This is a genomic window from Kribbella sp. NPDC055110, from assembly GCF_053607525.1.
In genome coordinates this window covers 149,619-169,177 of record NZ_JBSGTS010000014.1, presented here as the reverse complement: position 1 = coordinate 169,177, position 19,559 = coordinate 149,619, and the positions used below count along the sequence as shown (strand labels likewise).

Annotated in this window: 15 protein-coding genes and 1 riboswitch; of the genes, 2 read left to right on the top strand and 13 right to left on the bottom strand. The window is 69.0% G+C overall.

The window, feature by feature from the left end; all coding sequences use genetic code 11:
• Positions 1-2: 2 nt before the first annotated feature.
• The 4 genes from ACWF0M_RS22915 to ACWF0M_RS22900 form a co-directional block, all read right to left on the bottom strand.
• Entirely contained in the window at positions 3-1,619 is a 1,617-nt protein-coding gene (locus tag ACWF0M_RS22915) for an ABC transporter substrate-binding protein (protein ID WP_452237716.1), read from the bottom strand.
• Between the two features lies 1 nt (position 1,620).
• Positions 1,621-2,649 carry an ABC transporter ATP-binding protein gene (locus ACWF0M_RS22910; RefSeq protein WP_452237715.1) on the bottom strand — a complete coding sequence of 343 codons (1,029 nt, stop codon included), beginning with the start codon at positions 2,647-2,649 and terminating at the stop codon, positions 1,621-1,623.
• Positions 2,650-2,758: 109 nt separating this feature from the next.
• On the bottom strand, positions 2,759-4,048 hold the full coding sequence (locus tag ACWF0M_RS22905; protein WP_452237714.1) for an MFS transporter: 1,290 nt from the start codon (positions 4,046-4,048) through the stop codon (positions 2,759-2,761).
• A complete protein-coding gene (locus ACWF0M_RS22900) occupies positions 4,045-5,607 on the bottom strand; it encodes an amidase family protein (protein ID WP_452237713.1) in 1,563 nt (520 codons plus the stop codon). Before ACWF0M_RS22900 ends, ACWF0M_RS22905 begins: the two co-directional genes overlap by 4 nt.
• 247 nt (positions 5,608-5,854) lie before the next feature.
• Here ACWF0M_RS22900 and ACWF0M_RS22895 point away from each other — a divergent pair, with 247 nt between their 5' ends.
• Positions 5,855-7,381, top strand: coding sequence for an alkaline phosphatase D family protein (locus ACWF0M_RS22895; protein WP_452237712.1), 1,527 nt, complete (start codon positions 5,855-5,857; stop codon positions 7,379-7,381).
• A gap of 70 nt (positions 7,382-7,451) precedes the next feature.
• Here the strand turns inward: ACWF0M_RS22895 and ACWF0M_RS22890 are convergent, their stop codons facing one another.
• From ACWF0M_RS22890 to ACWF0M_RS22880, 3 genes are read right to left on the bottom strand one after another with little or no spacing between them, the layout of a single operon-like run.
• Positions 7,452-8,093, bottom strand: a complete 642-nt coding sequence (locus ACWF0M_RS22890) for a maleylpyruvate isomerase family mycothiol-dependent enzyme (protein ID WP_452237711.1) — start codon at positions 8,091-8,093, stop codon at positions 7,452-7,454.
• Positions 8,090-8,824 (bottom strand): mycothiol-dependent nitroreductase Rv2466c family protein, encoded by a 735-nt coding sequence (locus ACWF0M_RS22885; RefSeq protein ID WP_452237710.1) that lies wholly within the window; start codon positions 8,822-8,824, stop codon positions 8,090-8,092. The genes ACWF0M_RS22890 and ACWF0M_RS22885 overlap by 4 nt, the downstream gene beginning before the upstream one ends.
• Before the next feature lie 48 nt (positions 8,825-8,872).
• On the bottom strand, positions 8,873-10,714 hold the full coding sequence (locus tag ACWF0M_RS22880; protein ID WP_452237709.1) for a LuxR C-terminal-related transcriptional regulator: 1,842 nt from the start codon (positions 10,712-10,714) through the stop codon (positions 8,873-8,875).
• Between the two features lie 37 nt (positions 10,715-10,751).
• On the opposite strand from ACWF0M_RS22880, the gene ACWF0M_RS22875 reads away from it, so the two are divergent.
• Complete coding sequence (locus tag ACWF0M_RS22875; RefSeq protein WP_452237708.1) at positions 10,752-12,809, top strand: prolyl oligopeptidase family serine peptidase; 2,058 nt, start codon at positions 10,752-10,754, stop codon at positions 12,807-12,809.
• A gap of 27 nt (positions 12,810-12,836) precedes the next feature.
• Here ACWF0M_RS22875 and ACWF0M_RS22870 read toward each other — a convergent pair whose 3' ends face one another.
• The 6 genes from ACWF0M_RS22870 to ACWF0M_RS22845 form a co-directional block, all read right to left on the bottom strand.
• Positions 12,837-14,201, bottom strand: coding sequence for an aminotransferase class V-fold PLP-dependent enzyme (locus ACWF0M_RS22870; protein ID WP_452237707.1), 1,365 nt, complete (start codon positions 14,199-14,201; stop codon positions 12,837-12,839).
• A 17-nt stretch (positions 14,202-14,218) separates the two neighbouring features.
• A riboswitch (SAM riboswitch) is annotated at positions 14,219-14,332 on the bottom strand.
• A gap of 83 nt (positions 14,333-14,415) precedes the next feature.
• Positions 14,416-15,405, bottom strand: a complete 990-nt coding sequence (locus tag ACWF0M_RS22865; protein ID WP_452237706.1) for a LacI family DNA-binding transcriptional regulator — start codon at positions 15,403-15,405, stop codon at positions 14,416-14,418.
• 59 nt (positions 15,406-15,464) lie between these two features.
• Positions 15,465-16,232: a 6-phosphogluconolactonase gene (locus ACWF0M_RS22860; RefSeq protein WP_452237705.1), complete on the bottom strand. Its 768-nt coding sequence runs from the start codon at positions 16,230-16,232 to the stop codon at positions 15,465-15,467.
• Entirely contained in the window at positions 16,229-17,419 is a 1,191-nt protein-coding gene (locus ACWF0M_RS22855) for an N-acetylglucosamine-6-phosphate deacetylase (protein ID WP_452237704.1), read from the bottom strand. The genes ACWF0M_RS22860 and ACWF0M_RS22855 overlap by 4 nt, the downstream gene beginning before the upstream one ends.
• Positions 17,409-18,653, bottom strand: coding sequence for a transglutaminase-like domain-containing protein (locus ACWF0M_RS22850; RefSeq protein WP_452237703.1), 1,245 nt, complete (start codon positions 18,651-18,653; stop codon positions 17,409-17,411). Before ACWF0M_RS22850 ends, ACWF0M_RS22855 begins: the two co-directional genes overlap by 11 nt.
• Complete coding sequence (locus ACWF0M_RS22845) at positions 18,650-19,558, bottom strand: carbohydrate ABC transporter permease (RefSeq protein WP_452237702.1); 909 nt, start codon at positions 19,556-19,558, stop codon at positions 18,650-18,652. The genes ACWF0M_RS22850 and ACWF0M_RS22845 overlap by 4 nt, the downstream gene beginning before the upstream one ends.
• Between the last annotated feature and the right edge of the window lies 1 nt (position 19,559).

Sequence of the window (19,559 nt, the reverse complement as noted above, 5' to 3'; positions counted from 1 at the left end):
GGTCAGTCCTCCTCGACCGTGACCTGGGTGAAGTCCACCCACCAGGACTGGGGCTGGACGTAGCCGTGCACCTTCGGACTGAGCACGCGCAGGTTGAGGTCGTGCATCCAGAACAGGAAGTAGGCGTTCTTCAGCGCGACGTCCATCATTTGCTGGAGATAGCGGTACTGCGAGGCGACGTCGGCCTGCTGACTCGCCGCGCCGAGTGCCGCGTCGATCTTCGGGTCGCACAGCCCGGTCGCGTTCGGCAGTCCACCGGGACGGTTGCAGAAGAAGCTGGCGCTGAAACCGGTCGGCATCATCCCGGCGGCGGGGGAGGCCCAGAGGATGTCTATGCCCTTCCACTGCTGGGCGTTCAGGCCGTCGAGACCGATCGAGATGATCGTGTTCCACTCCAGCGGCCGCAGGATCGTTGTCACGCCGATCGCGGCGAAGTCCGCCTGCAGCTTCTGCATCATGGTGTCCGGGTACATGTTCCCGGAGCCACCGGTCGGATAGGCCATCGTGATCGTCAATTGGCCGGGTTGATAGCCGGCCTCGGCGAGCAGCTTCTTCGCCTTGTCCACGTCGTAGCTGTAGCCCTGGGTCTGCTTGGTGTACGACGGGTTGCCGTCGTACACGTACTCCGAGGCCGGATAGCCCATGTTGTTCAGCAGGGCGGCGGTGCCCTGCCGGTCGAGGGCGTAATTGAGGGCCTGCCGCAACGCGAGGTTGTCCTTGAAGGGCGCGCGGAACAGGTTGAACCGCGGCATGATCCCGTGCGGGTACTTGCCCAGCTCGATCTGGTAGCCCTCGTTCTTCAGCTGCTGCACCGAGTCGGGGGACGGCACCTCGGCCCAGTCGACCTCACCGGACTGCAGCATCGACAACCGCGACGCCGCCTCCGGTTGCGGGTAGAGCACGATCCGGCCGAGTTTGACCCGGCCGCGCCAGTAGTCGTCGTTGCGGGTCAGCTCCATCTCCTCGCCGTCGACGTACTTCGTCATCCGGAACGGACCGGTGCCGGAGGCGTGCTGGTTGTAGTTGTTGTTGCCGTACTTCTTCACCACCGCCGGGCTCGGGAAGAAGATGCCGGCCAGGTCCCACAGCAGCCACGCGTACGGCTTGGTGGTGGTGATCTCGACGGTCCGGTTGTCCACCTTCCGCCAGGACTTGAAGTACCGGAACGCTGCGGCGGCGCTCGCGGCGGATCGCGCGTCGTAGTACGGCGAAGTCTTCGTGCGCAGCCGGTCGAACTGGAAGATCACCGCGTCCGCGTCGAAGCTCGTGCCGTCGTGGAAGTGCACACCCTGGCGCAGCGTGAAGGTCCACGTACGGAGGTCCTTGGACGTGGTCCACGACTGGGCCAGGGACGGCTGCGGCGTCGGCAGCTCCTTGGACTGGTCGAGGTTCAGGCGAGTGAGACCGTCGTAGATGTTGTTGCCCACGAACCGGTATCCCTCGTACCCCTCGTTCGGCGGGGTGGACGGGAACGGGATGTTGCCCGCGGACATGGCGATCCGGAGCTCGCCGCCGGACGGTGGCGGTCCGCTCGCGGCCGCCGACGTACAGCCGGCGAGCACGAGCAACAACGCCAGCAGGGCGTAGCGCAGCGAGGTGAGAGGGCGGACGGGGTGCATGTCAGGACGCCAGCGCGGTCTCACCGTGGACGAGCAGGCAGCTGCTCGAATGTCCGTCGCCCACCGGTCGCGCCGTCGGACGGTCGTCCCAGCAAGCGCTGACGGCGTACCGGCAGCGCGGCGCGAAGGCACATCCGGGCGGCAACTGGTCGAGGCTCGGCGGGGCACCGGGGATCGCGTTCGGCCGCCGGTCCTGGCCGGCCCGCACGTTCGCCTCGATCAGCCCCTCGGTGTACGGGTGCGACGGCCGGGTGAGGACCTGAGCGGCGGATCCGTGCTCGACGAAGCGGCCGGCGTACATCACCGCCACCTCGTCGGCCAGCTCCGCGGCGACGCCGAGGTCGTGCGTGACGACCACCAGACCCATGTCGATGTCGCGCTGGATCTGCCGGAACAACCGCATCATCCGGGCCTGCACGGTGACGTCGAGCGCAGTGGTCGGCTCGTCCGCCAGAAGCACGGTCGGGCGGCCGGCGATCGCCATCGCGATCACGACTCGTTGCCTCATGCCACCACTCAGCTCGGACGGGTACGCCGTCAGCCGGGCCGCCGCGGACGGGATCCGGACCAGCTCGAGGAGCTCGAGCGCGCGCTGCCGCGCCTGTGTCTTGTCGAGGCCTTCGTGATGCTTGCGGATCGCCTCGACCAACTGTTTCTCGACCGTGTACACCGGGTCGAGCGCGGTCAGCGGGTCCTGGAAGACCATCGACACGTCCTTGCCGCGGGCGGTCCGGCGGTCCCGCGGGGACATCGCCTGCAGATCCCGGCCACCGACCGAGATCTCCCCGGTGACCAGGGTCGTCGGCGGGTTGATCCCGATGATCGAGCGCAGCATCGCGCTCTTGCCGCTGCCGGACTCGCCGATCACTGCCAGCACGCTGCCCCGCGGCACCGTGAACGACACCTCGTCGACCGCGCGGACCGCGCCGAACCGGCCGCGGAATTCGGTGACGAGGTCCCGAACCTGGAGTGCGGGCGCGATCGCCGGCGTCGCTTTTCCGGTGTCCCGGGTCTCAATTGTCATCGACATTTTCAAATTCCTTCCAGGGGATTCTCCGGAGGGGTTTCAAACGGAGGTGACGGGGCTGAAAGCCCTGTCATAGAAGGGTGTTCAGCATCAAAGATAGGTCGGTCATGTTTCAGTGATCGACCATTCCGGTGTCCCGCTCGTAAACGATCGCCGGAATTGTCACAGTGGAATTCACCGGTATTGCAGGACGGCGTTGCAAGGCGGTCAGGACGACGGTGCCGACGGCCGCGGCGAGCAATCCGAAGACGCCGGCCAGGGTCATTGCGTGCATCGGCCCGACGTGCTCTGCAAGCAATCCGAGGAGCGGACCGCCGAGCGCGCCGCCGCCGAGGAAGCACGTGAGGTAGACCGCCATCACCCGGCCGCGCAGCGACGGCTCCGCGGCGAGCTGGACGGACGTGTTCGCCAGGACGGCAAAGGACATGAACATCGCGCCGCAGCACACCAAGGCCAGGCCGAAGGCGACGAGCACCGGCATGAGCGAGGCGATCACCAGGCTGCCTCCGAGCGCGGCCGCGGCGCCGAGGACCCAGCGGTACTTCGGTATCCCGCTGGTCGACGCCGCCAGCAACGCGCCGGTCAGACCGCCGACTGCCAGGCACGAGGTGACCAGTCCGAAGCCGAGCGCGCCGACGTCGAAGACCTCGGTCGCGACCAAGGGCAGTACGACCTGCAGACTGTTGGCGCCGACGATGCCGATCACCCCGGCCAGCACGATCAGCGCGGCGAGGACGGGATCGCCGGCGACCTGCCGCAGACCTGCTCCCAGCTCGCCGCGGCCGGCCGGGATCTTCGGTCCGGCTCGCAGTTCGGATCGGTCGATCCTGGCCAGCGCGATCAGGATGCCGGCCGAGCTGGCCGCGTGCAGCGCGAAGATCAGCGGCGTACCGGCGACCCCGATCAGCAGACCCGCCAGCGCCGGACCGACCAGGCGGGCGACGTTGAACGAGGCTGAGTTCAGGCCGATCGCATTCACCACCCGGTCCGGCCCGACGAGCTCGGACACCACGGCCTGGCGGGCCGGGACGTCGAATGCGGTGACGATGCCCATCGCCGCGGCCAGCAGCCAAACCTGCGTCAGGGTAAGGATTCCGAGCCCGTCCAGGATCGCCATCAGCACACTGCCCAGGCCGATGAGAGCCTGGGTCACGATCAGCAGGCGGATCTTGTCGACCCGGTCGACCAGGGCCCCGGTCGCAAGGCCGAGCAGGACGGTCGGGAAGAACTGCAGGAACGTCGCGATGCCGAGCGCCAGGCCGTCGCCGTGGCTGAGCACGACGACGGCCCACGCCTGGGCGGTGCGTTGCATCCAGACGCCGATGTTGCTGACCGTCCCACCCCAGAAGAAGTTCCGGTAGTTCCGGACCTGCAAGGAGCGGAACATCGGTAGACGTCTCATACGGCGTCGACCGCGAGCCACTCCGCGAACGGGACGGCGGCGGAGAACGCCTGGGCGGCACGAAGCAGCAGCGCGTCGTCGAACATCCGGCCGACCAGTTGGATGCTCACCGGCAGCCCGTCCCGCTTCTCGCACGGTACGGCGAGCGCCGGGTGCCCGGTGAAGTTGAACGGCCGGGTGTTCGCGACCGCGCTCTGCGACACCGGACTGCGCATCGCCGAGTCGAGCGCCGTCAGCGGATCGTCGATCGGCTCGAACTTCGGCGCTTGGGTGACTGTCGTCGGCATCACGAGTACGTCGACATCCGCCAGCACCCGGTCGTACGCCGCGATGAAGCCGGGGCGGACGTTCTGTGCCTTCGCGTAGAGCCGTCCGGCCCAGTACCGCCGGCTGAACTCGCCGGTGAGCAAGGTGAGCAGACCGCGTGGATCGAGCAACTCCTGCTGGTGCTGCCAGGCCCGGGTGATGGCCGCGATCGTGTCCTCGGGGTAGTAGGTTCGCGTGAAGGCGCCGTAGAAACCGGCACCCCGGACCGCCAGCGCCGCCTCGGCCGACATCGCCTGCTGCGCCGTGCCGATGGTCAGGTGCTCGGGAACGGACACCTCGCTGACGACGGCGCCGAGCTTCTCGAACACCTCGATCGCCTGCTGGACGGAGTCGGTGACGGCTTCGGTCGCGCCGTCGAAACCTTCCCGCAGGACACCGATCCGCAGGCCCTCGACGTCGCCGGTCAGCCCGGTCGTCGCGTCGTACCGCTCGGGGACCTCACGGGTCTGCCTCGGGTCGAGGCCGTCGTACCCGGCGACGGCCTCGAGGGCGAGAGCGGCGTCGCGGACCGACATTGTCATCGGGCCGGTGTAGTCGATGCTCTGGTCCGAGCCGAACCCGATGCCGAAGTGCGAGATCAGGCCGAACGTCGGCTTGTGCCCGACGGTGCCCGACCACGATGCCGGGATCCGGATCGAGCCGCCCTGGTCGCCGCCGAACGAGATGTCCACGTCTCCGTCGACCAGCGCGGCCGCGGAACCCGACGACGACCCGCCGGTCAGGTAGTCCGGATTATGCGGGTTCATCGGCCGGCCGTAGTCGCCGACACCGCCGCCGAATCCGAAACCGCCGGCGAGCCCGTTCATCACGTTCTTGCCGACGACCGTGGCGCCGGCCTCCAGCGCGCGCTGTACGACGGTCGCGTCGAAGTCGGGCACATGCCCGGACAGCACGTGCGCGCCGAACGCCATCGGCATCCCGGCCACCGCGATGTGGTCCTTGTAGCTGACGGTCCGGCCGGTGAGGATGCCCTCGCCGCTGCCGGGGACGGAACACTTCCAGGTCCAGGCGTTGTGCGGGTCTTCGTCCGCGCCGGGCCGGTAGCCGGGTTCGCGCGCGCCGGGGAACCGCGGCGGCCGGACCTCCGGAGTGCGGCTCTGGACGAAGTCGTCGAACTCGGCCAGCATCCGGCCCAGATGCAGGCGGAAGACCGCCGCCTCCTCGGTGCCGAGGGTGACGCCGAGCCGCTCGGCAGCGGCTTGCAACTCGGGAAGATCGGGAACTCGGTACATGGCAGCCTCCTCGATCGTTTGATGCACCGACGGTCGCCGGGCCCGGTTACGTCGTGCGCCCAGTCGCGTTCGTACCGTGTTAAGCGGGTTCGGCGGACCGCCAATCGGGCGCTGACCTGGGCGGATCCGGCGGCGGCAGCCCGGCAACGCGGGTCCTCCGCCGGGCCAGCGCCGGGCATTGGGCAAGTTGGCGCCCAGTTCGCACCGGTGTCACCTGGCGGTCATCCGCGGAGAGCACCTTCGGGTCATGAAACTGAGTCGCCGCCAACTCCTTGCCGCCTCCGCCGTCGCCGGTGCGTCTGTCGCCGTGCCCGGGGTCGCTGCCGCAGCACCGAACCTTGTCCGTCGTGGTCGCGCCGCGCTGCCGTCCGGCATCGCGAGCGCCGACGTGACGCCGAACTCGGCCGTCGTCTGGTCGCGCGCCGACCGGCCCGGCCGGCTGGTCGTGCAGCTGACCAGCCACGGGCGTTTCGACAAGGCGATCTGCCTGCGCGGCCCGAAGGCGGACGCCGCGGACGACTTCACCGCGCGGCTGCCGCTGCGCGGTCTGCGCCCGGGACAGCGCTACGACTATCGGCTCGGCTTCGAGGACTCCGATGGCCGGATCGGCGAGACGCTGGACGGTTCGTTCGCCACTCCGGGGCGCAACCGGCCGGTGTCGTTCGTGTTCACCGGCGACACCGCGGGCCAGGGGTACGGCATCAACCCCGAGCTCGGAGGGATGATCGCGTACAAGGCGATGCACGACACCCGGCCGGACTTCTTCCTGCACTCCGGCGACAACATCTACGCCGACGGCCCGATCCAGGCCGAGCTGAAAGTTGCCGACGGCACGGTGTGGAAGAACGTGGTGACCGAGGAGGTCTCGAAGGTCGCCGAGACGCTCGCCGAGTACCGCGGCCGGTACAAGTACAACCTGCTCGACGAGAACGTGCGCTCGCTGTACGCCGACGTACCGCTGGTCGCGCAGTGGGACGACCACGAGACGCTGAACAACTGGTACCCGGGCGAGATCCTCACCGACAACCGGTACACCGAGAAGCGGGTCGACGTACTCGCGGCGCGGGCGAAGAAGGCCTTCCTCGAGTACCTGCCGATGGAACACGTCGGCGGGCGGGACCGGATCTACCGCAAGGTGAGCTACGGCCCGCAGCTCGACGTGTTCTGCCTCGACATGCGCACGTTCCGCGGCGCGAACCCGGTGCCGTCGACGGTCGGCCCGGTGGCGATGCTCGGCGCCGAGCAGGCCGCCTGGCTGGTGCGTGAGGTCGCGGCGTCGCGGGCCACCTGGAAGGTGATCGCCAGCGACATGCCGCTCGGTCTCCTGGTCCCGGACGGTGACCTGATCGAGGCGGTCGCGAACGGTCTGCCCGGTGCGCCCGGCGGTCGTGAGCACGAGATCGCCTGGGTGCTCAGCCAGTTCAAGAAGCGCAAGGTCCGCAACGCGATCTGGCTGACGGCCGACGTGCACTACGCCGCGGCGCACCACTACGACCCGTCGCGAGCGGCGTTCACCGACTTCGACCCGTTCTGGGAGATCGTCGCCGGGCCGATCAACGCCGGCACCTTCGGGCCGAACGCATTGGACAGCACGTTCGGGCCCGAGGTCGTGTGGTCGAAGGCGGCCGACTTCCCGAACCAGTCGCCGGCAGCCGGCAACCAGTTCTTCGGGCACACCCGGATCGACCCGCGGACCGGCGTGTTCAGGGTCTCGCTGCGGAACCTGTTCGGCGCGGTGCTCTGGAGCAAGGACATCACCCCGGCCCGTAGTTGAGGGCCAGTCGTGCTCACCGGGCTCCGGCGCCTGCGCGGGATGCCGCCAGCCGGAGCCGGTGAGTACGACGTCACACCCGCTGTAGAACCTCTGCGCCGGGACCGACGAGCTGCGGCAGTACGACGCGACGCCCGGTGAGCAGCAGGAGCAACGACAGCACGGGACCGCGGAGCTCCGGCCCGTCGCCGACGCTCCACTCGATGTCGTCGGCGACCAGTCTCAGACCGTCGTACGGCACCGGCTTGAAGACCTTGGACAGCCGCGTGCCCCGGCATTCCCAGACGCGCGAGGCCGCCGTCGCGGCGACCTCTGGCGGGACGGCGAGCGTCCGGCCGATCGGGATCGCCAGGTCCTGCCCGTGGACGACGATGTCGATCAGCGTCTCTCGCGGCGTGACGCCGAGGTTGTGCCGGCGGGAGCCGACCATGCCGCGGATCTCGCTGATGAGCTGTTCGGTCGGCAGGGCCGCCTGGTCGCGGGCGGAGGTCTGGATCATCCAGTTGAGGCTGTGAACGCCCGGATGCTTCAGGGCGAGGCGGAGTACGTCGCCGATGGTCGTCTGCTGGAGGGTGAGGTGGCCGGCGACGTCGCGCACGGTCCAGCCGTCGCACAGCGAGCGGTGCGACCAGTCGTCCGGCCCTAGCGTTGCTAGCAATTCGGCCGTGCGCAGCCGCTGCGCATCGATCGCGGCCCAGAGTTCGTCGTCGTTCATGACCGTGCCTTCGTTTTGTTGGGAACGTAGCGCACATCGGGCGGCGCAGTCCGGGTGCGTTTGAGTTCGTAGAAGTCAGGACACCCCGCGAGCAGCCGTACGCCGTCGAACAGGCGGAGCGCGTCGTCGCCACGGGGGACCGCGTTCAGGACCGGTCCGAAGAAGGCAGCCCCGTCGATGTGGACAACCGGCGTACCGCCGTCGATCCCCACCGGAAGAGTTCCTTCGTCATGGCTCCGCCGCAGCGCTTCGTCGTACTCCGTGGTGTCGGCGGCGGCCGCGAGCGTCGCGGGCAGTCCGGCCACGCTCAGGGCCGCTGCCGAGGCGTCGCGGTACTCCGTTGGCGTCGGGTAGCGCCAGTGGTCGAAGATCAGGTTGCCGAAAGCACCGTGCCAGGTCCGGAACGCTTCACTGCCGTGGTGCGTGACGACTGCGGTCGCGACCCGGGACGGACCCGTCGACGCGTCGAGGTGCCGGCTGTAGCTGTCGTCGCGGCTTTCGTTGAGCATCAGCAGGCTCATCACGTGGTAGCTCAGGTCGAGCTCGCGGTGCTGGGCCACCTCTCGTAGCCAGCAGGCCACCACCCAGGTGTAGGGGCAGACGGGGTCGACGTACAGGTCCACACGGGGTGCTGTACGTGCCGCTTTGGTGCCTAGGCGCTCAGCGAAGTAGGTGCTGGTGACCTGGTCCCACAGGTCGAGGTCGGCGCCGGTCTGGTCGTGTCGCGTCATGTTCCTCAGCGTCCGCCGCCTGGAGGCCTGGCGCATCGTCCGAAATGCTCATCGCTTACTCACCCAGGCGGCCACCTGGGCGCGGTTCGCGAAGTTGAGCTTGGTCAGGATGTGCTGGACGTGGTTCTGGGCGGTTCGTTCGGAGATGACCAGTGCAGCGGCGATCTCCCGGTTGCTGAGGCCGTTGGCGACCAGATCGGCGACTTCCCGCTCGCGCTGACTCAACGGGCCCGCGGGCGGTGCCAGCTTTTGGATCCAGGGAGTCATCCCCAGTGTTTTCGCCAGCGGCAGCGTCTCGGCGGCCAGGGCTCGGGCCCGCGCTGTATCACCGGACTGCTCGTACACGTCGGCCAGCAGACAGGCGGCCTCGACCGCGAAGCCGGGCGCACCGATCGCTCGACAGAGCGCACCGGCCTTCTGGAGATCCGCAGCGGCCGCATCCCAATCGCTGAGCGAGGCAGCGCACGCACCGAGTACCAGTTCGACCGGACCGAGGAAGTTGGTCGCGCCGGCACCGCCAACGACGTACCGGCCGCGGTGCGGTTCCAGCCGCGCACGAAAGCGCCGTACGTCGTCTGTGCGGCTGAGTGCGGCCGCCACGCGCGCGGCGATGGCGTCCATCAGCAGTTCGGCGGCCCGCATGGGTTGCCAGGACTCGGGGCGGCCGCAGCGTTCGTACGCCGCAGCTGCTTCCTCGAGCCGACCTGCGTCCACCAGTACGAATGCGCGGGCCAGGCGGGCGGACAGGTCCCAGCGGACATCCGTCCCGAACTGCCAGGCCGCGGGGCCCAGCAGGTCCTCGGTGTGACCGCGGTGGTGGCCGAGCAGGATCTGGAAGGCGACCTCGGCACCATGCGCCGCCGGGTGGTCGATCTGACGGAAGCCGGTCAGCGCGTCGTCGAGCAGGGCTTGGGTCTCGTCGAACTCAGCCCTGGCCAGTGCGAGCGACGCCCGTGTGAGCAGCACGTGCCAGCGGCCGTGCGGACCGCTGACACGACCGGCACAGCTCGCGAGTCGGCCTGTCTCGGCTGCGATCGCGGCCAGGTCGCCGGCGTACCAGAGCGCGTCCACCTGCCACAGGCGTCCGCGTAGCTCGATCTCGGCGCGGCCGGTTGACGTACCGAGCTCGATCATCCGGCGTGCCGCGGTGGCCAGTTCGTCGACGTCGTCAGGTCCACTGGTGGCGAGTTGGCGTGCAGTGAGTGCCTCGACGAGCAGGTCGTCGTCGCGGATGCTCTCGGCCTGGCGGAGCGCTTCGCTGCTCGCAGTCGCCGCCTCCGACCAGCGACCGAGGTAGATCGCTGTCTGTGCCTGGCGGGCTAGTAGGTGGACCGTTGTCGCTGCTGAGTGGCTGGGCGTGGCCAGCGCTTCGGTGCACCACTGGTGGATGTCGCCGTCCCACGCGGACTGGCCGATCGGCTCCAGCGTCACTGCCGCGTCTGCGAGCAGGTCGAAGTCCTGCAAGGTGCGTGCGGTCGTGACCGCGGCCTGGGCAGCCGCGTGTGCTGCCGGGAGGTCGCCAGCTGCGACAGCTGCCTGTGCGAGGTTCAGCTGCAGCTGTGCGCGCTCTCGTGGATCTGGTGTCACTGCGGCGGCTGCAGACCAGTGCCGCTGCACCTCGGCCGGCGCGTCCAGGGCCTCCGCTGTACGCCGGTGCAGGTCGGCGCGCTCGCTCAGGGGCAGTCCTGCCTCGGTATCCCGGCGTACGGACTCGTCGGCGAACCAGGCCTCGCCGACGTCCGCTGCGACGACCAGAACGCCCGCACGCACCAGTGCGTCCAGGGCGTCCAGGAAGTCCTTCGGCGGTAGGTCGACGACCCGCTGGAGTACGTCGAGACGCACCCGCTCACCGGCCACTGCAGCGGCACCCAGCAGCAGGTCATTAATCACGCTCGCAGTGTGACCGTCACGAGCTAGGTTTGTCAGCATGACCTATCCGGAAAGCCGCCGTGACGATGTGGTCGAGACGTTGCACGGGCACCAGATCACCGACCCTTACCGCTGGCTGGAAGACCCTGACTCGGCCGACACCCAGGACTGGGTGAACCGGCAGAACGAGTACACGCAGGCCGAGCTGGCCGGGTACTCCGAGCGCGGCTGGTTCCAGACCACCATGGCCGAGATCCTCGCCCGCCCACGCGCCGGCGTACCGGTCAAGAAGGCGGGCTGGTACTTCGTCGGGCGCAACGACGGCACGCAGGCACAGGACGTGATCTACGTTGCCGATTCGCTCGACGAGCTGGTGTCCCGCGGTCGCGTGCTGATCGACCCGAACACCCTCTCCGAGGACGGCACCGACTCACTCGGCTCGTTCACCGTGAGCCCGGACGGGAAGTACTTCGCGTACGGCATCAACGAGAGCGGCAGCGACTGGACGACGTTCCGGCTGCTCGACATCGCGGCTGGTGCGCCGGTCGACGATGTGGTGTCGGAAGCCAAGTTCAGCGAGGCGACGTGGCTTCCGGACAGTTCGGCGTACCTGTATCTGCACTACCCGGCCAGCGGGCGCAGCGAGGGGACCGAGACGGCGTCGCTCGGTGGTGGGAGGCTGATGCTGCACAGGGTCGGCACACCGCAGTCCGAGGACGAGCTGGTGCTGAGCTTCCAGGGCAAGGACCAGTACTTCTTCATGCCTGAGGTGTCCGACGACGACCGCTACCTCGTAGTCCACATCACCGAGGGGACAGACCCGAGCACGCGGCTCTGGGTCTATCCGATCGCCTCCGACGGCTTCGGTGAGCCGGTGAAGGTCGTCGACGAGTTCGCGGACGAGATCGCCTTCGTACGGATGTCCGGCGACCAGCTGGTACTGCGGACCGACCGGGACGCGTCCCGTGGCCGCGTGGTCCTCTCTACGCTGGCCGGCGAGTTCACCGACCTCGTCCCGGAGGGCGAGTCGACACTGCAGGCAGTCCGCGGTACGGCGGACGGCCTGGCCACGTTGACGCTTGTCGACGCGCAGCCGGTGCTGACGCTCTACGCGTTGGACGGGTCGGGGCAGCGTGTCGTCGACGTATCGGGTGGGGGAGTGGTCGGCCTCAACGCCGGACCGGAGTACGACGAGCTGTTCATCGGGCTGTCGACGACAACCGACCCCACGCTCGCGTACGCCGTTTCGACCGGGTCAGGCGACGTACGCGCGTTGCCGGAGCTGGTCCGAGGCTCTGGTGGATTCACCTCGCCGCAGGTCACCGTCACACGCCGGATCGCTCCAGGCCGTGACGTGCCCTACTTCCTGATCACCCGGTCCGACCTCGACTTCGAGACGCCGCGTCCGACGCTCATGTGGGGGTACGGCGGGTTCCGCATCCCGATCGAGGCCGACTACCGCCCCGGCTGGCCGGCGTGGCTCGCTGCAGGCGGCGTACTCGTGATCACGAACCTGCGCGGTGGCGGCGAGTACGGGACCGAGTGGCACGACGCGGGGCGGCTCAAGAACAAGCAGAACGTGTTCGACGACTTCATTGCGGTCGGTGAACACCTGCGGGACACCGGCGTGACCACACCGGCGCAGCTGGCCATCCACGGTCGCAGCAACGGCGGTCTGCTCGTCGGCGCGGTCATGACGCAGCGGCCAGACCTCTTCGCCGTCGCACTGCCCGGTGTGGGGGTCCTGGACATGCTGCGGTTCCACCTGTTCACCGTGGGAGCGGCGTGGGCCTCCGACTTCGGTCTGCCGGACGACCCGGAGCAGTTCGAGGACCTCTTGGCGTACTCGCCACTGCATCGCGTCAGCGACGGTACGGCGTACCCGGCAACTCTCGTGACCACAGGTGACCACGACGACCGGGTGGTTCCGTTGCACAGCCACAAGTTCATCGCGGCGCTGCAGCATGCCCAGTCCGGTCCGCAGCCGGTCTTGACTCGGGTCGAGGTCAACACCGGCCATGGCTTCGGAAAGCCCGCCGCGATGATCGCGGCGGAGTGGGCGGACCTACTGGCGTTCGCTGCTCACCATGTAGGTCTCGTACCTCCTGAGCAGTAGGAGGGCCGTTTCACCAGATGCGTGGGTTCACCAGATGTGGGGTGCTTGGAGATCGCGGGGATCGTCGGCCGGCTGACAGCCGTGCGCGCTCTCCGCGTACTCCGTGCGCGTCCCGCTCGTGGCCAGCGTCCGTACGGCGTTGACGAGCCGGTCCACGTGCTCACGGGTAGTTCCGAGGCCGAGGCTGGCGCGGACCGCCGTACCGTGCTCGGTGGAACCGGCGAGGAGGTGGCCGACGAGCGGGTGCGCGCAGAACTTGCCGTCCCGGACGCCAATGCCGTACTCCGCGCTCAGCGCCGCGGACACCAGGGTCGAGGTCAGACCGGCGACCGTGAAGCAGACCGTGCCGACACGGTCCGCGTCCTCGCCGAAGATCGAGTACGTCGTGACGCCGGGGATCTGGGCGAGCCCTGTGCGCAGACGGGCCAGCAGGCTGCGCTCGTGCTGCTCGATCGCGTCGCGGTGCTTGCTGATCGCGGCACAGGCACTCGCCAGAGCGATCGCGCCGATGACGTTCGGGGAGCCGCCCTCGTGGCGGGCCGGACCGGTCGTCCACACCACGGTGTCGCTCGTGACGGCGTGGGTCGCGCCGCCTCCGTGCAGGTACGGGTCGGCGGCGTCGAGCCAGTCGGAGCGGCCGATCAGTGCGCCCGCGCCGTACGGCGCGTAGAGCTTGTGACCGGACAGGGCGACCCAGTCGACGCCGAGCGCGGCGATGTCGACCAGCCGGTGTGGGGCGAGCTGCGCGGCGTCCAGGCAGACGCGCGCGCCGTGCGCCTTGGCCACCTTGGCGATGTCGGCGATCGGGAAGATCTCGCCGGTGACGTTGGACGCGCCGGTGATCACCACGAGCCGCGGACCCTCGGGCGCCTGACGGAGCGCGTCGGCGATACGGGTCACGGCCTCGGCCGGGCTCGACGGCGCTGTGAGCCGCACAGTCCGGTCGCTGGGCCAGGGCAGGAGCGCCGCGTGGTGCTCGGACTCGAACACGATCACGGTCGCGTCCGCCGGCACCGCACGGGCCAGCAGGTTCAGCGCGTCGGTGGTCTGCCGGGTGAAGATCACCTGGTCGTCCGCACGGGCGCCGACGAAGGCGTGCACCTCGGCGCGCGCCCGCTCGTACCACTGGGTGGTGATCCGCGAGGCGTACCCGTTGCCGCGGTGCACCGACGCGTACGACGGCAGCGCGGCCTCGACACTGGCCCGGACGGACTCCAGACACGGCGCGCTCGCACCGTGGTCGAAGTTCGCGTAGTCGGTGACCCGGCCGTCGGCGAGCGGGACCAGGAGGTCCGAGCCGACCGTGGCGGGGATGCTCCCGGTCGCGAGCCGGGCGATCGCCGGCCGCGGAGTCGTCGTACTGGCCGGCTCGAGAATGGACAGGATCGACATGATGCTGCTCCCAGGGAAGTCCGCACTTGCCGAGCGGGGTATCCGCACGGCCTGGTCTTCACCCGGGGCACCCCACCGCGGAGGAGGGTTGCCGGCCAGCTAGCCGGGGCTTGTCGCTGACACTCATGACCTGCCGAGAACCGTAACGAACGGGCTACGGCCGGCGCCAGTGCCTATCTCGCTCAATGAGATAGGCGGTCACATCGTGAGATGGCTACCGGGTGGGAGCGGGGCCTGTCGACCCGCGGATGATCAACCGCGTCTCCAGCTGCACCAGGGCGGGCCGGTCGTCGCCGTCGGCGTCGAGTTGCTCCAGCAGGAGATCCACGGCGACGGCGCCCGCCTCGGCGCCGGGCACATGGATCGATGTCAGCGTGGGATAGGCGACATCGGACATCGGGCTGTCGTCGATGCCGATCACGCTCACGTCGCGCCCCACCACCAGCCGGTGCTCGGCCAGCCTCGCCATCAGGCCGAGCGCGATCAGGTCGTCGTACGCGATGACCGCGGTCGTCCCGCTGGACTGCACCAGGTCGGCCGCGCGGACGCCGGCCTGGACCTGCGGCTCGAACGGGCCGAACTCGACCAGCTCGACGCCGTACTGCGCGCACGCCTCCTGCAGCGCGGTCCGCCGGCGCTCGTTGGACCACGACCGGCGCGGTCCGTTCAGGTAGCAGATCCGGCGATGGCCGAGCGCGGTGAGGTGCTGAACGGCCTGGGTGATGCCGTCGGAATTGTCGATGATCACGCTCGGCGCACCCTCGACCTGCCGGTTCACGAAGACGACCGGCGACAGCTCGATGAACTCGGCCAGCCGCTGCTCCGCCGTCCGCGGCGAGACCAGGATCAGGCCGTCGGCCTGCTTGCTCAGGACGGCGGCCCGTTCGAGCTCGTCGCTGGCGTGCTCGTCGGTGTCGGCCAGCAGGACCGCGGTGTTCTTCCGCCCGGCGCGCGCCTGGACCGCCTTGATGATCGGCGGGAAGAACGGGTTCGCGATGTCCGGCACGATCAGTCCGATCACGCCGGTCCGCCCGACCGCGAGCGCCCGGGCGATCGGGTTGGTCATGTAGCCCATCTCGCGGGCGACCCGCTGGATCCGTTCCCGGGTCTGCGGGTTCACCCGGTCCGGGTCGGACAACGCCCGCGACACCGTCGACAAGGACGTATCGCAGGCTTTCGCGATGTCGGCCAGAGTGACCCTCACCGTTCTCCCTCCCGACGGCGCCGAAGCGACACCGCAAACCCTAGCCGAAACGTTGCCGTCTACTGGTCGTTGCCGAGGCGTGCCGACGACTCGTCGTCGAGGAACAGCCGCACGTGCGGTGTCGTCTGCAGGATGGACGCAGGGCAGTCCGGGGTCACCGGGCCGGTCAAGGCTCGTTCGACCGCGGGCGCCTTGCGGGCTTCCGGCGTGATTACCAGCACGGTGCGCGGCCGCAGCAGCGCGTGGATCGTCAGCGACAGCGCTTGTTCCGGAGTTTCCGCCAGCGATGGGAAGTGGCCCTCACCGACCTGCTGCTTACGGGCGGCCTCGTCGAGCGTCACCAGGTGGATGAGCTCACGCGTCTCGAAGTCGGCGGGCGGGTCGTTGAACGCGAGGTGGCCGTTCTCCCCGATCCCCATCACGCAGATCGCCGGGTCGAGGGTGCGGAGCAGTTCGCCGTACCGCTCGAGCTCCTCCTCGATCGGCTCATGGTCGCCCTCGACGCCGTGGAAAGCCTTGAGCTTCACGAACGAGGCCAGGTTCTCGTGCATCCACCGGCGGAAGCTGGCCGAGTGGTTCTCGTCCATGCCGAGATACTCGTCCATGTGCAGGACGGTCAGCCGGGACCAGTCGATGTCGTCGCGTTCGCGGGCGGCCTTGATGAAACCCAGTTGCGAGTTCCCGGTCGCCAGAATGACGGCGATCTCGTCCCGCTCCGCGAGCTCCGCCTTGACGGCGGCAGCGAAGTGTTCGGCGGCGGCCGTGCTGAGCTCGTCGGGCGAGTCCGCGACGAACACCTCGAGCGCGCCGTACCGGAGTTGTTTCACCGTGATGGTTCCTTTCCAGTTGATGAGTCGTTGTCGTTCCAGTGGCCGCCGACGGCGACGGCCTTGAGGGTGAGGTCTTCGTTGAACAGCGCGAGGTCCGCGTGGCAGCCGGCCGCGATCCTGCCGACGTCGTCGAGACCGGCGGCGCGGGCCGGGACGGCCGACGCCATCGCGACGGCCTCGGGTAGTGCGATTCCCAGCGCCTGCACAGCGATCGGGATCATCTGCGGCAACAGCGTCGTACTGCCTCCGAACGCCGTCCGGTCGAGCGTCATGCCGACGCCGTCCGCGACCACGTACTCGCGTCGGCCCATCCGGTAGCGCTCGCCGTCGGGCAGGCCGGCGCCCGGCGTGGAGTCCGAGACCAGACACAGCCGTCCGCGCAGGCAGCGGTGCGCCAGCCGGAGCAGGGTCGGTGGAAGGTGCTTGCCATCAGCAATCATTTCCACGGTCAGGTCGTCGGACGTCAGGGTTGCCTCGAGCAGACCGGGCTGCCGCCACGGCCCCCGCCGTACCGTGCTGGACTGGCCGCTGAAGATGTGAATCACGTGCCGCAGCCCGGCCTCCTGACAGGCGCGCAGGTCCTCGTCGCGGCCGTCGCTGTGTCCGGCCGCGGGCAGGATGTCCGCGTCGACCAGCCGCCGGGTCAGGGCCACGGCACCGGGCAGCTCAGGGGCGAAGCTGATCATCCGGATCGCGGCGGCCTGTTCGAGCAGCCGGTCGATCGAGCCGTCGTCCGGAGAGCGCAGATTGTCCGGGTCCTGCGCACCGCACTGGGCGCGAGCGAAGTACGGCCCTTCCAGATGCGCACCCGGTACGCGCGGCAAGCCCGGGTCGCCGTGGACGGAGGCGATCGCACCCACGGCTGCCTCGATGTCCTCCAGCGGAGCGGTTGCGATGGTCGGAAGCACGGTGGTGACGCCAGCGGCCAGCAGGGCAGAGAGAGCGGCGCGGGTCGCGGGCTCGGTGCCCTCGTTGAAGCTGTGTCCGCCGGCGCCGTGCGTGTGGACGTCGATCAAACCCGGCGTCAGGATCCCGTCGCCGAGATTCCGGCGTACGGCGTCCGCAGGGACCTCCGACGCCGTGACGATCGCCTCGATCCGGCGGTCGCGGACGAGCACGGCATGTTCGTCGAGCACGACGTCCTCGAGGACCACGCGCGGGCCGACCAGCGCCTCAACGGGCATCGGCGGCAACCTTCGCCCACACAGCCGGCGGGGCCTTGAACCAGTCGTCGCCGGCGAAGTACTGGAACATACCGAACCCGGTATCCCGGCAGCGGTCTTCCCACACCAGATCCAGTTCGGTGTAGGACGCTGAGCCATGACCCGGGGGAGTGAGGTCCGGGCGCGACAGGAAATCGCTGCGCGGCCACAGGCTCCGGTTGCGGAAGCACACCCCCTTCAAGAGGTTCTCCTCGAACCACGTCCGCTGCGACGGCATCATCAGCCGGTCCTCGATACCAGGGCCGGCAACCACGTGATGCCGTACGTCGGTGCCGAGGTCGCGGATCGTCCGCAGGTCGGCGGGGCCGTCCGGTGTCACGACGGCAACGTCGAAGGTCGGATCGAGCATGACCCAGCGGCCCAGTCGTTCGCTCCACACCTCGCTGACGAAATGACCGTCGTACCCGTTGATCGAACCGGTGAGCACCGCGCAGCGCGCGGGGATCCCGAGCGCCTGACACGCCGCGGTCAGCACCAGCGCGTAGTGCACGCACATCACCACCGGGAGGTTGCCCGCATGGCCTTGCTCGCTCGCACCCCAGGAAAGGATCGTCGGCGGGTCCCACGGCGTGTACTGGCTGGCCTCGCTGGTGTTGCGGTACCGCCACGACCGGCAGACCCACGTGCTCAGCGCCTGCGCTGTGGCCAACGGATCGCTCGACTGCAGAGCCTCCGCCGGCAACTGCCCGAGGAACTCTCGTACGGCGGGATGCTCGACGTCCTCCCAGACGTGCGCCGGCGGATGCGGGTCGTCGACGCCCTCGACGCGCGCCCGAACCACGTAACGCCCTGGCGCCAGGTGGAGGTGGCCGATCCGATCGGCCGACCAGGTGCCCCCGGCATCGATCGACAACTCGTCACCACCGCCGGTCGTGTAGTCGACGCCGACGGTCCACGCGTCCATCGCATTGCCGTACGACGACAGCGTGACGGGGCCGGTGCGCGCGCCGGCTGGAAGCACCAGTTCTCGCCACGTCAGCACGTGATCGTTGGTCGCGGGGATCGCGCCGACCGGAGTATCACCGACGTGGACCTCGAGCGGTGGTCCGTCCGGTCGGTGCGATCGCGCCAGCACGTACAGCGTCTCGGCGCCGGCGTCGAGGTCGAGCCGGCTGCGCGCGTGCCGCCGGCCGTTGACCTCCTCGCCCAGGGTCGCCACGACCCGGCCTGCTTCGGTTGCTACCAGCCCACTCATTTGCCGGCTCCCAGGGTGAGGCCCGCCATGATCCGGTTCGACAGCGCGACGAACACGATGAACGACGGGACGACGATGATCATGACCGCCGCGAACATGGCGGCCCAGTTGCTGTTGTACTGCATGGTCTGGCGCAGCCCCATCAGGCCGACCGGCAGCGTCTTGTTCCCGTCCGAGCTCAGCAGCAGCTGGGCGAGCAGGAACTCCTGCCAGATCATCACGAAGTTGAAGATCGCGGCCGTGAACAGCCCGGGCGTCGCGATCGGCATCATGATCCGCCAGAAGATGCCGAGCTCGGAGCAGCCGTCGACCGCCCCGGCCTCCTCCAGTTCCGAGGGCAGCGACCTGAAGAAGCCGGTCAGCAGGATGATCGTGAACGGGATGGACACGCCGACGTACGTCAGCGTCAGGCCGGCCCGGGTGTCGATCAGCCCGATCTGCACCAGTAGCACGTAGAGCGGCACGAGGATCAGCTGGAACGGCAGTCCCATGCCCGCGATGAAGTAGTAGTTGATCAGCGTGCTGCCGCGGAAGGGGATCCGGGACAGCACATATGCGGCCGGTGCGGAGATCGCCACCGTGATCACCACCGACAGGCTGGTGACCAGGACGCTGTTGATGAAGTAGAGGCCCATGTGTCCGGTGGTCCAGGCGGCGTCGTAGTTCTGCGTCGCGGCACCGGCCGGATCCTTGGGCAGCGCCCACGGCGAGCCGAAGATCTCGACGTTGTTCTTGAGCGACCCGCTGAACAACCAGAGCAGGATGAAGATCGTCAGGGCCGCCCACAGCCCGAGCACGACGTAGTACGGGAGGTTCCCGATCACCCGGGCCGGCGTCAGTCGAGGCGTGTCGCGCTCGAGCGGGCGTTCCCTGGCCGATGTGACGACTTGTGTCGCTGAGTCCATG